Below are 13,947 nucleotides of genomic sequence, written 5' to 3' on the forward strand. Positions count from 1 at the left end.
TCGCCACGATTGCGCGCTTTGTCACGGCGGTGTGATAACGATTGCAAGGGGATTTGTTGGCCTTAAAACGTTAGCTTCTGCTATGATCCCATCCCCCTTCTGAAGACTTGTTTGGATATTGCGCGAAGATGAAACTCAATCCTGCCCAAAATGATGCTGTTCATTATGTTTCGGGTCCCTGCTTAGTGTTAGCGGGCGCGGGCAGTGGCAAAACACGCGTAATTATCAACAAGATTGCCTACCTAGTACAAAAGTGTGGCTACAATGCGCGAAATATCGCGGCGGTAACCTTTACCAACAAAGCGGCGCGCGAGATGAAGGAGCGGGTCGCACAGTCTATGGGGCGCAAAGAGGCCAGAGGGTTGTGGATTTCGACCTTCCACACACTGGGGCTTGAGATTGTAAAACGTGAGCATAAAGTGCTGGGATTAAAGCCTGGGTTCTCGTTATTCGATGACCAAGACACGCTCGCGCTCCTTAAAGAACTGACTCAAAAAGAATTACAGGAAGATAAAGACTTACTCAAAGCTCTTGCGGGGGCGATTTCCAACTGGAAGGGTGGGCTGATTATTCCTGACCAGGCGCGCAAGCTGGCAAAGGATGAACAGCAGCAGTTGTTTGCAATGTTGTATCAGCGTTATGCCCAGCATATGAAAGCCTACAACGCCTTAGATTTTGATGACTTAATTCTGCTACCGACCTTATTGCTAAGGCATCACGAGGAAGTGCGTACGCGCTGGCAAACCAAGATCCAATACCTGTTGGTGGACGAATATCAGGATACCAACACTTCCCAGTATGAAATGGTCAAATTACTGGTGGGCGAGCGCGCGCGTTTTACCGTAGTGGGGGACGACGACCAGTCCATCTATTCATGGCGCGGGGCTAAACCGCAGAACTTAGTGCTGTTGGGCAAAGATTTTCCCAAGCTTAAGTTGATTAAACTCGAGCAGAATTATCGTTCTAGCCAACGTATTTTGCGGGCGGCTAACATCCTTATCGCCAACAATCCCCATGTGTACGATAAGTCGTTATTTAGCGAGTTGGCTTATGGTGAGCCGATGCGGGTGCTGTTTGCCGCCAATGAGGAGCAAGAAGCCGAGCGTGTCGTTGCCGAAATCATTCGCCACAAGTTTGTTGGCCGTACCCAATTTGGTGACTACGCGATTCTGTATCGGGGAAACCACCAGTCTCGCCTGCTCGAACGGGCGCTGATGACTAACCGTATCCCCTACAAGTTAAGTGGCGGTACCTCGTTTTTTGCCCGTGCCGAGATTAAAGACATCATGGGCTACCTCAAATTAGTGGTAAATCCCGACGATGATAACGCCTTTTTGCGAGTGGTAAACTTGCCTAAGCGCGGCATTGGTCCATCGACCTTAGAGCGTTTGGGTAACTTCTCCAACGAGAAACATATCTCCATGTTTGAGGCAATTTTTGACCCTGAGCTGAATCATCATTTACCGCCTAATGCCATGTCGGCCTTGTATCAATTTGGCCGTTTTATTGTCGATACCGGGGAGCACGCCGAGCGAGGCGAGCCCGTAGAGGCGGTAAAACAATTGATCCGTAAGATTAATTACGAAGACTATTTATACGAGACCAGTACCAGTGCCAAGGCCGCTGAGATGCGGATGAAAAACATCTCCGAGCTCTATCGCTGGGTGACTGAAATGCTCTCGGGGGATGAGTTAGAAGAACCCATGACCTTGCCTGAGGTGGTTAACCGCCTGACGCTTAGGGATATGATGGAGCGTAACAGCGAGGATGAAGGTGGCGATCAGGTGCAGTTAATGACGCTGCATGCCTCTAAAGGGTTGGAATTCCCCTTCGTGTTTATGGTGGGGGTTGAGGAGCGCATTCTGCCGCATCAAACCAGCATAGATGAAGATAACGTCGACGAGGAGCGTCGTCTGGCGTATGTGGGGATTACGCGTGCCCAGCGCGAGCTGTGGTTTACCCTCTGCCGTGAGCGTCGCCAGTTTGGTGAAACCATGCGCTGCGAGCCGAGCCGTTTTCTGCATGAGTTACCGCAGGATGACCTTATTTGGGAGAACCGTAAACCGCAGCAAACCGAGCAGGAGCGCATGCAGACTGGCCGCAGCCATATCTCAAATTTAAGGGATATGTTTAAAAAGCAGTAATCACAAGATTCATCATGTGATTACTGCATTCAGGCACAGACCTGTTGTGTGGTGTCTGACAATAAAAAAGGTGAGGCTAAGGCACCGCCTTGGCCAAAGCGATAACCTAATGCGTGGAAGATTTTTATCTGCTCGGCGGATTGTAGCCCGTCGACAAAGGTTTGTAAGTCTAAGGTCGAAGCCGCTTTCTGGTAAGCCGACATCAGCTTAATGTGTTGCTCATCCTGCAATTGTTTGGTGATGTTGGCATCGAGCTTTAAGCCCTTAATGGGTAAGAATAACAAGCTATTTAATGAGCTGTGGCCACTGCCGTAGTGGCTGATCCCCAAGTTCACGTCCAGCTTTTTCAACAACTCAAAGCCATTAATGTGATTCTCTGTTTCCAGCACTAATGCCTTTTCATTAAAAAACAGCCATAGCTGTGGCAGTGCAAGCTTAGTCTGCTTTAGGGCGTTTTTGAGTCCACGTAGCGCGTGCTTATGCTTTAGATGTTGGCTCGACAGCATAAGGTGTAATTCAACTTTATCCCCTTGGTTGGCAAGTAGTTGATGATAACTCTTATCCAGCAAGCTAATCGTATACTTATCCAGTTCGACCATCAGGTTCGCTTGTTCGGCTAACTGGCTGAGGATCTCCTGTGGAATGGTGCCCCACTGTGGATGTTCCCAAGTCAAACGGCATTCTAAAGCTTGGGTTTGCTGTGTCTGTAAATCGACAATCGGCCAAAACTGCAGTTGTAACTCACCGGTTTGCAATGCCTGCTTAAAATCATTTTCGAAGGCAATGTCCTGCATCTTTTGCTGGGAGGCGCTATCGTCGAAGATAACATAACAGCCTTTGCCATTCGCCTTGGCTTGGTACATGGCAGTGTCGGCATTGCGCAGCATGGATTCACTGGTATCTAGCTTATTGCCACTGATGGTGATGCCTATACTGGCGCCCGAATGAAACTCGATTGCCCCTAAGGTATAGGAGAGTGAGATTTTTTGAATTACTCGCTCGGCAACATCACGGGCATCGTTAATACCATTAATGCTATCGAGCAGGATAACAAACTCATCGCCACCAAGTCTGGCTAAGGTATCGTTACTGCGAATACAGGCGCGTAGGCGGGTAGCGGTTTCAATTAAGAACCTATCCCCCTCTAAATGCCCCATAGTGTCGTTAATTTGCTTAAAGCGGTCGAGGTCGATAAAGAGCAGCGCAAACTGCTCTAGGCTATGGCGCCGCACATGCTTTATGGCTTGGTTGAGTCGCTCCATAAACATGGCGCGATTCGGCAGCCCTGTGAGCGCATCGTGCTTGGCATCATGCACTAGCTTGGCTTCCATATTGCGGCGTTGGCGGATTTCTTTTTCAAGATCCTTATTTAACTCGGCAAGAGCCGTGGTGCGTGCCGCGACTTTTTCTTCTAATTCTTCATAGCTACGGCGCAAAGATTCTGCCGTTAGCTTTTTCTCGATGGCTGCGCCGATATGCTGGGATACAAACGTCAGCAATTCCAAATCTTTAGTTTGGTAGTTTTGGGTCATGCTGAAGCTGTAGATGGTCAAGGCGCCACGCACTTCATCATGGATAAACAGTGGAATACCTATCCATTGATGCATTGTTTGGGTGTGGTTTAGTGCGGGGGCTTTAGCGTAAAGTTCGCCAGAGGTGATTAAGTCATTGATATCATTTTGGTCGAGTAATAATGGGCGCTTGTGTTTAAGCACATACTCGGTCAATCCATCCTGCAAAGGCCTTGAACCTGGATGTTGATTACCTAATTGCGGCACGTAAAACGGGAAGGTTAAGTGAGTGCCTTCTTCATTCAACAGAGCGATATAACAGTTATTGGCGGGGATAAGATGGCGAATCACATTATGCAACTGGGCATAGAAGTCAGGGTTATCTGAGCCTGAGCTTGCAAGTTCAGCAATCTCAAATAACGACTTTTGTAACCGCTCGGCTCTGCGGCGCTCATACACTTCTTGCTTGAGTTTATCGTAGGCTTGGCTGAGTTCCTTAGTGCGTTGCTGAATGGCTTGTTCTAGTTGTTCTTGATGTTTAAGCCTTTCCATCACGCCGGCAATGTGATGGCAAATAAAGGTCATTAACTCGACCTCGATATCGCCGTAACTCACGTTGGTATCATAGGTTTGCACTACGAGTACCGCGGTCACTATGCCTTCATGTTTAATGGGGACGCCTAGCCATAGGTGACAAGGCGAGCCGAGATTGACTATCTCGCCCGCTTGAACCAGTTCGTCAACTTTAGCCTCATCGCACAATACGGTTTCGCCAGTGCGAAAGACATAGCCCGTTAAGCCCTGTTGTAGCAGGGTGGATAGCGATTGCTCGGGATAGAGTTGGGCGGGGTGGGCGTCTTTTTCATCGGCGAAGAAGGGAACAGAAATGTCCCCGCTATTCACATCTAGAGTGGCAATAAAAAAATTATCGGCAGAGATTAGTTGCTTTAGGTGTTGATGCACACCTAGATAGAATTCTTCGAGGGAAGAAACCTGAGTCGCGATATGGGATAATTCGAGTAACGCATTTTGAACGATTTCGGCACGCTTATACTTATGCGCCAAATATTTGAGGCGATTAAGTCTCTTTTTTAAGCGTTCAACCTCATGAGCTCGAGGCGGGGTAGTTCCATCTTCATCCCTAAACATGATACTCACTAATCAGTTCTGCGTTAATTGTTTACCAAACGTTATATTTAACATGAAATACCGTAACATCCAAGCCATATTTACGATGGAGTTTCGTCGAAAAAGCATGCGAATGTATCAAAACTTGAGCAGTCAGTAAAAAAAGTGCAAAACAGCTATAGACTCAAAGGCTATTTGTCCATACTATATGCGGCGCTAACCAAGGCGAGCGCCCATAGCTCAGCTGGATAGAGCGCACCCCTCCGGAGGGTGAGGCCGAAGGTTCGAATCCTTTTGGGCGCACCATTTCTCCGAATGAGTTGTGAGCTTGAAGGTTAGCAGTAAAGTGAAAGTCAGTGGTGATTGTAGCTCAGTTGGTAGAGTCCCGGATTGTGATTCCGGTTGTCGTGGGTTCGAGCCCCATCAGTCACCCCATTTCATTTACATCTCGGTGATTAGCGCAGTCCGGTAGCGCATCTGGTTTGGGACCAGAGGGTCAGAGGTTCGAATCCTCTATCACCGACCACATTCTTCGCATAACTAGCGCGCTTGATTTTTCAGGCAAATAGTTAACAGTTACGGTGATTAGCGCAGTCCGGTAGCGCATCTGGTTTGGGACCAGAGGGTCAGAGGTTCGAATCCTCTATCACCGACCAATTACATTGAAGCCTCAGAATTCCTTAGGAATAACTGGGGCTTTTTTGTATCTGTCTCTCGGCTGTATGCCTCTGTTTAAGCCTTGCGAGTAGTCGTTATTGCACGACATAGCCAAGTAGCCATTCTCCCCGCTCAAATAATTAAGGCTCCCGTAGGAGCCTTAATGCAAAGATATTCGACTTAGTCGATATTCTCTGGCGGAACGATAAAGCCTTGATAGGCGTCAGTTTTAAGCTCATCAAAGCGTTCTAACTGCGCTTTTTCTTGGATACCTGTCACTATCACCTGAATATCCAATCCTTTGGCGACATTGATAATGGCGCGGCAGAGCTCGCTATTATGTGAGGCCTCGTCATAGTAGGAGAAGGATTGGTCGAGCTTGACGTAACTTGGTCTTAGCTCTTGAAGGTACGACATTGAGCCAAATTGGCGACCAAAGTGGTCGATACCAAATTTAGCGCCATTATCACGAATAATATTGCATAACAGCACACAGGACTCTAAATCGCTATAGACGCCTGCTTCGGGGATTTCAAAGCAGATGCGCTCGACCTGTGGCATGCTGCGCAGGAAGTGATTGAGCCAGTCATGGAACAGGGTATCGCTAATACTTTGATGCGTCAGGTTGATTGCCAGTGGCTCATAGTTACGCTCAAGTAGTTTTTGCTCATATACTGTCTCAATCAGGCACTTATCGAGCAGAGAGCCGAGTGATAGCAGTTCAATATAGGGCATAAACTGGCCAGCGTGGGCCACCTTATCGCCCAACTCAAGTTGACAGTAAAGCTCTCGCTGGGCGACACCATCACCATTACAAAACTGGATAGGCTGCCAACGGAACTTAAACTTCTTATTGCTGATGGCATGGCTTAAGTTGTCGCGCCACTGTTCACGGGTAAACAGCTGTTGCTCTGTTGTTTCGAACCAATGGAAGGATTTATGTTCCTTCAGGGCTTTTTGCAGCGCGTTATCCGCCTGCGCCAGAATGTCTGACACCTTCATCTGACCGATGCGTTCAGCGACACCGATGGCAAAGTTCTCATTGGGCTTACAGCCTGCTTTAGAGATTTCTTGGTTGATGGTGCGGATCAGGGTTTGCAGGTACTTACTTATTTGGTCGTGCTCGACATCGGTAACGAGGAAAGCAAATTCAAACGCGGCAATACGCGCCACCACGGATGGGGTGATCTCATTGAGTTGCTGAACCAGTTTTTCGGCCAATAGGCGAATGGTTTCATCGCGAACCTGATAGCCATATTTACTGTGAACTTCTTCGAGCCAGTCTAGCTTAGCTAAAAATAGGGCACCGCTACTCGGTTCGCTTAGCCAGCCATTGAGACGGCTCACCACATATTGGCGGTTAGGCAGTCCAGAGGCGGGGTCTGTGAGATTCTTTTTACGTAAAGTACCAACTTCTTCATCGAGCGATTGGAAGAGTTGTTTAAGTTGAGCTGACATACTGTTGAATGCGGTAACGAGATCTTTGAGTTCTGTGGTCTTAGGCAAGGGCATATCGGGGCCAAACTGGCGCGCAGCAATCTTTTTAGCATGATCAGATAAAGCGTGGAGTGGTTTTAGGATCCAAGTTAATCCTAATCTTGCAGTAAAAATTGCGACTAAAAACAGCAATGAAAAGGCGATAATGGTATTTGACATAATTCGCCATAATTCATGGTAACCAAAACCTGGGTGCGCAGTGATTTCTAGTTGAGCCAGTTGTAACCATCCAGAGGTAATAGTGCTTTCTTTTTTGATTGTCTTAAATAGTTTTAAATTGATGAACCATTGGGGCACATCTTCAATTTTTAGCGGGTTATTCCATTCCTGTTGTTTGCCATCAACCATCCAAGTCAACTTGATATTTTGATAATAGCCGCCTTCAAAAATAACGTTAACTAAGGTTTCGGCAGCCGCAGTATCGCCAGCTTCAAGTGCAGGAGTAAGCATTAATCCAAGCGAAGTACTGGCGTTGTTTAGATCCGATTCCATTTGCTTGGTTAAAAAGCTTTGAGTCTCAGTGAATTGCACATAGCCAAGGCTTGCTACTACTAACAAAAACAGGCTAAAAAGCAGCGAATAAATCTGTCTAAACAGTGTCATCTTGGGTGCTACTCCAGTTTTAATTTGGGTTGTCTTAGGCGATCAACCCCTAACCTATGGTTAAGGTCATTCCATTTTTCGAGTCGTGTTGACGAGCCAGCTAAAACGCCTCGTCCCTGTTCTTTATTTAGCCATAACTGTTTACCGTTAAAACTGTAAACGGGTATGAGATCTTTACGTTGTGTTGCGGGTTTGATGACATGGTCGAGATTATCGAGTACTAGAGGGATGGATGAAGGCGTATCATAGTAAGCCAACACCATATGATACTGATTCACGCTCGTGGCTTTAACCATAGTGATCCGCATCTTATCTTCGGGCACACCTAATTGGAGTAACGTGAAATATTTGGCAATGGAAAAGTCCTCACAGTCGCCACCATTTACGCCAATAAACTCCATTGGAGTCGCCCAGTAGTTTGATTCTCCCCATAACTTGATGTCATCGACGAAGCGGAATAAGTTAAAAAAGTTGTTCACTTTTAAAAGTTTATCTTTTTCGTCGAGCGTGCTGGCTTCTGCCACCACTTTAAACCAAGCTCTTGCACGCATACCCGCGCGCTCACCATAACGCTTCTCCAGCGTTGAGGTAATTTTGGCTTCATCCAGCTTTTGGGTCGGGCTGGCATATAAACAGCCGACCGCAAGCGCAGACGCGATTAGGCTTAAGCGACAGGCCCGCAAAAACGAATTGTAATCCCTTAGCCTGCCGTTCATAGCCTATTCTGTTAGCCTTTATTTAGTGGGTTCATCGACAGAGTAAATCGTCCATTTCATATCTGTCGTCGTATCATCACCGGTCACTTCCGCGACTACGCGGCGGTTACGGGTTTCAGCATCAGGCGTATGCTCGAGTACCAATGGACGGCTAGAGCCGTAGCCAATGGCTGTGAGTCGAGCTCTGTCGATGCTGAAGCGATCCGCTAGCACCGCGGTGACGGCATCAGCACGTTCTTGAGAAAGTACGGCGTTTCTTTCATCTGTCCCAGTGCGGCTAGTGTGACCTTCTATAGTCACTTTAGTCGTGGGATATTGACGTAAAAACATCGCAATTTCTTCAATCTGAGGATAGTACTCTGGTGCAATATAAGCTGAGTCATTTGGAAATAATACATTGATTTCCTTACGCTCATTAATCGCTTTTACTTGACCGCAACCATAATTATCCGTACCTGCGCCTTTGGCGGTGTCGTTGCAACGCTCACGGGCTTCGATAACGCCATCACCATCCTTATCGGAAAGATCGTATGCTTGAGTTGTTGTCATATCATCAATATTGACAGTATCACGCATGGAACAACCTGCTAAAAGCGCCACGCTAAGGAAAAGGATTGTGGTTTTCATTGGTTAGCTCCTCCTTCGTAGTTACGTTCGCCACGCCATGCTTCTGGACGAGTCACTTTCAGTGAGTCGAGTAAGCGGCCTGTCGCATTTAGTACACGGTATTTCGCAATGATTTCATCATATTCAGCCTGTAAGTAGTCCTTGCGAGCTTCGAATAACTCATTCTCAGTATCCAGTAAGTCGAGTAAGCTGCGTTGGCCCAAGTTAAACTGTTGGGCATAAGCAGATTGGGTGTCCTTTGCTGCCATCACATGGTCGCGGATATATTGCTTCTGTGGGGCTAACATTTCATAGGCGTTCCACGCCAAGTTCACGCCTTCAACCACTTCACGCTGCGCGCGTTGACGGATTTCTTTGGCTTCACCTAACTTGTAGGCTGTTTCTTTTTCGCGGGCGAGGTCTTTACCGCCTGCGAACAGGTTGTATCTCACTCTCACCATAGCAACCAAATCGTTGTTGTAGCCACCGACGTTTTGGCTGGCTAACGCGCTAACGCCGTCTTCACCGCCCACATCGTTGTTCCAGTTACCGTTTAACTCTAATGAGACTTGTGGATAATAACTGGCTTGCACCGACGAACGTTCGTTCTCGGCGGCACGAATATCATTAGCTGCGGATTTTAAAATCGGGTGGTTTTCCTGCGCGTCGGCAAGACCCGAGTTGAGATCTTTCGGCAGTAAGTCTGCATCCGGTACGGGTTGGATTAAATCAACAGGATCCGCCGCAATCACACGAATAAATTGTGCTTTGGCATCTAGCAGATTATTACGTGCAGAAATCACGTTCGCATTAGCACGGGCAAGACGGCCGGTAATTTGCGAGAGATCCGCAGTCGAACCTAAACCTGAATCGGTACGTTGTTTGATTTGCTCATAAATATCTTTGTGGCTGTTGAGGTTTTTCTCAGCCAATTTGAGCACTTCATCGGTGCGCAGATAGTTGAGGTAGACCTTACTGACATCAAGTGCCATGTCTTCTGCTGCGGCAAGAAGCGCCCACTGATCTGCACTGGCTTCAAAGCTATAACGATCAACTTCACTGCTGGTATAAAAGCCATCAAATAGCATTTGCTTTAAGCTCACACCAAACTCACCACGGTTGAGTTCAGCAACCCCATTGCTATCAACATCACCCACGTTTGGACGTCGACGGGTTGATACGCTATCGGTTTGTTCATAGCCATAGCCACCAGTGACATCAATTGTTGGCATATAGCCCGCAATCGCTTGATTCACTTGCTCTTCTCTGGCCTTGAAGCGGTTAAACGCAACGCGCAAGTCAGGATTTGTATCAAGTGTATGTGCTACCGCTTGTTCGAGCGTTTGGCTGTGAGCCGATAGCGGTAACAGGATAACTGATAATACAATCGCTAGTTTTGAACATTGAAATTGTTGTCTAACTGAAGTCTTCATTGCAAACCTCCCGGTTTATAACAGGCTTAACGCTCTCTGAGCGCGGTATCCTTAGCCCTTAAAATTGGATTTAAAATGTACTCAAGAATGGATCTTTGTCCGGTGATAACGTCAACGGTCGTTAACATTCCCGGAATAATTGGCATCTGTGTGCCATCGTCTTTTACTAAACTGGATTCTTCTGTTCTTACCTTTATAAGGTAGAAGCTATTTCCTTCATCGTCTTGTGAAGTATCGGCACTAATATGCTCGACTGTACCTTTTAGGCCGCCGTAACGGGTAAAATCGTAGGCCGTCACTTTGACTACCGCGGGCAATCCTGTGTGCAGAAACGCAATATCCTTTGGTAGGATTTTGGTTTCAATCAGCAGTTGGTCCTCTGAGGGAACGATTTCCACGATATCGACACCAGGCTGAACAACACCTCCTAAGGTATTGATATGCACAGACTTGATGGTACCGTTAACAGGGGAGGTAATAATCGCTTTACTCACCTTATCCTGTGCACCGACTTGGGCCTCGTTCATACGTGATAAGCGTGTTTGGGTTTCGTTAAGTTGTGCGCGAAGATCGGCGGCATAAACGAATACGGCTTCACGGCGCTTAAGAATGGCTTCGTCTAATGCGGCCTTCAGCTTAGGTCTGAGTAATCGTAAGGAGTTTAGCTCACCTTGGGCATCGTTAACGGCACGCTCAAGCTTGAGTAATTCGACTTCGGGCACGATGCCTTTTTTGGCGAGTGGCCGAGTGAGTTCGAGTTCCCTCGAAATCAACTGCATACTGGTCGTTAAGGTGGTGGTTTTTGAGGCGAGATCATCAATTTCCTGCTGTCTTTGCTGGATTTGACGTACCAGAATTTCCAACTGGTTACTTAGGTTGTCTAAGCGGCCGTTGTATTCTTCCTGCTGTCTTTTCACTAGCGCAGGTTCAGCCTCGATTAGGCTTTCAGGAAAGACTAGGGCTTTCTTGGTGACTTTAACTTGTTCACGCCAGTCTGAAGTCATGTCTGAGATCAATATGCTGTCTAGCTCGGCACGCATACGGATGGCATTGGTTTTTAAACCAAAAACCTCTTGCTCTTGTTGAGCAAAGTCGGAGCGAAAACGTGTGTCATCGATGCGAACTAAAGGTTGGCCTTTAGTGACGACATCGCCTTCTCGCACGTACAGCTCCTGCATGATGCCGCCATCGAGACTCTGGATCACTTGCACTTGCGAAGAGGGAATGACCTTACCCGAACCCGTGGTGACTTTATCCAACTTGGCAAAGCCTGCCCATAACAAGAAGCAGACAACCATAGCTGCCAAGGCCCAAATAATGAGTCTGTGCCCACTGGGGGCATCAGTCATCATGGCGCCATAAACATCATCCACCATGTCCAAATCGTTTGCGGTTAGATTTTTACTCATTGTTTAGGGCCTCCAGTCACTAGGCCAAAATTGAGTTTTTCTAACACTTCGGCTTTAGGTCCGTCGGCAACCACATGGCCACGTTCCAGCACAATAATTCGGTCAACCAGTTGTAATAAATGCATTTTGTGAGTGATCAGCAGTAAGGTTCTGTCCTTACTAACATTTTGCATAGAGCGAATAAATTGCTGCTCGGCGCGCGCATCCAAACTGGCTGTGGGTTCATCCATTAACAGCACTGGTGGGTCGTTAAGTGTGGCACGGGCAAGGGCAACGGTTTGTCTTTGACCGCGGCTCAGTGACATGCCGCCTTCGCCCACCTGCTGATCCAGACCCTCTGCTTCTAAGTGAGTGAACTGGCTAACACCGGACAGTTGGACTGCACGGATCAGTTGATGCTCGGTCACTTGGCGAGTACCGAATAGAATGTTATCTCTGATAGTGCCATGGAAAAGGGTGACGTCTTGCGGCAAATAGCCAAAGTTACGGCGCAGATCGCTAGGATGAATTTGCGCCGAGTCGACGCCATCGTAACGCAGGCTCCCGCTGGTGGGTTGAAATAGGCCAACCAAGAGTTTGGCTAAAGTACTTTTGCCCGAACCATTGCGGCCAATAATAGCGATGCGTTCACCTGGATTGATGGTGAGTGTCATAGGGTAGAGCACAGGTTTTTCTGAACCTGGGTAGCTAAAGCCTACGTGATCGGCGTTGATTTTACCCATCAAGCGTTGTTTGCTGACGAGGTGGCCTTTGTTCTCGAATTCGTCTTCTTGTACCATTAGTTCGTTGAGCTGGCGTAGTGCGCTGGCGGTATGGTTCGCGCGGGTCATCAAACCTGCTAGCTGTGCCATCGGTGCTATGGCTCGGCTCGATAACATCACCGCGGCAATAATCCCCCCCATGGAAATGGCATTATCGGCAACGCGGTATACCCCTAAAATCACTACGCATACAACCGTAAATTGCACAATGAAGTTAGCCATATTGGAGACTGAGTTGGAGAGTTTTTTCGATCTCAATTGCCAGTTTGCACTATGGCCGATCATTTGCTGCCAGCTGCGCTGAACAATCCCTTCGGCGCCGTTGGCCTTAATCGATTCCAGAGCAGAGAGGCTTTCGATCAGATGACCGTGTTTTAAGCTGGAGAACTTATTACCTTCTTCAATGGCAGCTTTTAGCTTAGGTTGGGTATAAAGCGTAAAGCCGATAATAATCAAACCACCCACCACGGGAATAACCGCTAAATCCCCCGCCACAATGTAGATAATGATGAGGAAGAAGAGTGCAAATGGTAAGTCGACCAAGGTTGTGATGGTCGCCGAGGTTAAAATTTCTCGAATATTATCAAATTCACCCAGTTGCTTGGCCATGCCGCCAATACTCGGTGCGCGCCGCTCAAGCGGGATACCTATCGCTTTTGCAAACAGTCGTGATGACACTATGATGTCGACTTTTTTACCTGCAACATCAATCAAGTAACTTCGAAGTTGTCGCATGATTAAGTCAAATAGGTAAGCGATAGATGCACCTATGGCTAATACCCATAGGGACTCGAAGGCTAGGTTAGGCACAACCTTGTCATACACATTCATGATGAACAGCGGGGAGACTAACGCAAAGATGTTGACCAGCACCGAAGCGATTAACGCATCTCGATAAATGGGCGCGGAGTCTTTTAAGGTTTGTACTAACCAGTGGGTTTTATTGTCGTGTAAGTAAACATCGAACCCCATATCGCCACGGTATTCCTGTTTTACGAGGAATAAATAGCCGACATATAAGGTTTCAAGTGACTCTATTGTGAGTACTTCTTCACCGCCGGTTTCAGGCAGTTGGATAACCGCTCTATCGGACTCGAGGTTGAGTTCACGCAGGATACAGGCTTTCTTGTCTTTTAAGAGCAAAATACATGGCAGCAGTATCGGGGATATTTCGTTTAACCCTTTGCGCGACAGTTTTGCCGCTAACCCAGCGCGAGATGCCGCTTGCGGTACTAAATCGGGAGTTAATGCTGCCCCAGACAAGGGCAGACCTGCCGCAAGTGAATCACTCGAGCATGGATTTCCAAAGTGTTCAGTGAGCAACACTAAACAATCAAGTAGAGGGTCGACTATTACCCGCTGTGAAGCGGAAATAGTCCACTGCTCAACTTTTTCTGAGGCTGTAACAGGCACCTACTTATCTATCCTTTGATTTTTATTTTATTATCAGAAGTATGGGTCATGATGGCCTATATTTCTATA

The 13,947-nt window shown here is 47.4% G+C and carries 8 protein-coding genes and 4 tRNA genes; 5 read left to right on the plus strand and 7 right to left on the minus strand.

Features of this window, described 5'->3' with window-relative positions; translation table 11 throughout:
• Window positions 1-128 precede the first annotated feature (128 nt).
• Window positions 129-2,144, plus strand: coding sequence for a DNA helicase Rep (rep, locus tag N7386_RS01925; RefSeq protein WP_011621182.1), 2,016 nt, complete (start codon window positions 129-131; stop codon window positions 2,142-2,144).
• 29 nt (window positions 2,145-2,173) lie between these two features.
• Here rep and N7386_RS01930 read toward each other — a convergent pair whose 3' ends face one another.
• Entirely contained in the window at window positions 2,174-4,804 is a 2,631-nt protein-coding gene (locus N7386_RS01930; RefSeq protein ID WP_086904781.1) for a diguanylate cyclase, read from the minus strand.
• 208 nt (window positions 4,805-5,012) lie between these two features.
• Here N7386_RS01930 and N7386_RS01935 point away from each other — a divergent pair.
• The 4 genes from N7386_RS01935 to N7386_RS01950 all read left to right on the plus strand — a co-directional run bounded on the left by N7386_RS01935 (window position 5,013) and on the right by N7386_RS01950 (window position 5,439).
• Window positions 5,013-5,089 (plus strand) — tRNA-Arg (locus N7386_RS01935).
• Window positions 5,090-5,142: 53 nt separating this feature from the next.
• Window positions 5,143-5,218: transfer RNA gene (locus N7386_RS01940), tRNA-His, on the plus strand.
• 14 nt (window positions 5,219-5,232) lie between these two features.
• Window positions 5,233-5,309 (plus strand) — tRNA-Pro (locus tag N7386_RS01945).
• A gap of 53 nt (window positions 5,310-5,362) precedes the next feature.
• Window positions 5,363-5,439: transfer RNA gene (locus N7386_RS01950), tRNA-Pro, on the plus strand.
• Window positions 5,440-5,620: 181 nt separating this feature from the next.
• On the opposite strand, the gene N7386_RS01955 is transcribed toward N7386_RS01950, so the two are convergent.
• Genes N7386_RS01955 through N7386_RS01980 form a run of 6 tightly spaced genes read right to left on the minus strand, consistent with a single transcriptional unit; the run spans window position 5,621 to window position 13,878 of the window.
• Entirely contained in the window at window positions 5,621-7,540 is a 1,920-nt protein-coding gene (locus N7386_RS01955) for an EAL domain-containing protein (protein WP_086904753.1), read from the minus strand.
• 8 nt (window positions 7,541-7,548) lie between these two features.
• Window positions 7,549-8,256, minus strand: coding sequence for a transglutaminase-like cysteine peptidase (locus N7386_RS01960; RefSeq protein WP_086904752.1), 708 nt, complete (start codon window positions 8,254-8,256; stop codon window positions 7,549-7,551).
• Between the two features lie 18 nt (window positions 8,257-8,274).
• Window positions 8,275-8,883, minus strand: coding sequence for an OmpA family protein (locus tag N7386_RS01965; RefSeq protein ID WP_279766884.1), 609 nt, complete (start codon window positions 8,881-8,883; stop codon window positions 8,275-8,277).
• On the minus strand, window positions 8,880-10,295 hold the full coding sequence (locus N7386_RS01970) for a TolC family outer membrane protein (RefSeq protein ID WP_279766885.1): 1,416 nt from the start codon (window positions 10,293-10,295) through the stop codon (window positions 8,880-8,882). The genes N7386_RS01965 and N7386_RS01970 overlap by 4 nt, the downstream gene beginning before the upstream one ends.
• 26 nt (window positions 10,296-10,321) lie before the next feature.
• A complete protein-coding gene (locus tag N7386_RS01975; protein WP_086904749.1) occupies window positions 10,322-11,704 on the minus strand; it encodes an HlyD family type I secretion periplasmic adaptor subunit in 1,383 nt (460 codons plus the stop codon).
• Window positions 11,701-13,878: a type I secretion system permease/ATPase gene (locus tag N7386_RS01980; RefSeq protein ID WP_279766886.1), complete on the minus strand. Its 2,178-nt coding sequence runs from the start codon at window positions 13,876-13,878 to the stop codon at window positions 11,701-11,703. The genes N7386_RS01975 and N7386_RS01980 overlap by 4 nt, the downstream gene beginning before the upstream one ends.
• Window positions 13,879-13,947: the final 69 nt, after the last annotated feature.

Origin of the sequence: Shewanella sp. GD04112, from assembly GCF_029835735.1 — a bacterium.
Classification (GTDB): domain Bacteria; phylum Pseudomonadota; class Gammaproteobacteria; order Enterobacterales; family Shewanellaceae; genus Shewanella.

Bases quoted from the DNA above. Each gene is read 5' to 3' on its own strand.
- N7386_RS01970 (WP_279766885.1), bottom strand. From the start codon at position 10,295: ATGAAGACTTCAGTTAGACAACAATTTCAATGTTCAAAACTAGCGATT.
- N7386_RS01930 (WP_086904781.1), bottom strand. From the start codon at position 4,804: ATGTTTAGGGATGAAGATGGAACTACCCCGCCTCGAGCTCATGAGGTT.
- N7386_RS01960 (WP_086904752.1), bottom strand. From the start codon at position 8,256: ATGAACGGCAGGCTAAGGGATTACAATTCGTTTTTGCGGGCCTGTCGC.
- rep (WP_011621182.1), top strand. From the start codon at position 129: ATGAAACTCAATCCTGCCCAAAATGATGCTGTTCATTATGTTTCGGGT.
- N7386_RS01975 (WP_086904749.1), bottom strand. From the start codon at position 11,704: ATGAGTAAAAATCTAACCGCAAACGATTTGGACATGGTGGATGATGTT.
- N7386_RS01955 (WP_086904753.1), bottom strand. From the start codon at position 7,540: ATGACACTGTTTAGACAGATTTATTCGCTGCTTTTTAGCCTGTTTTTG.
- N7386_RS01965 (WP_279766884.1), bottom strand. From the start codon at position 8,883: ATGAAAACCACAATCCTTTTCCTTAGCGTGGCGCTTTTAGCAGGTTGT.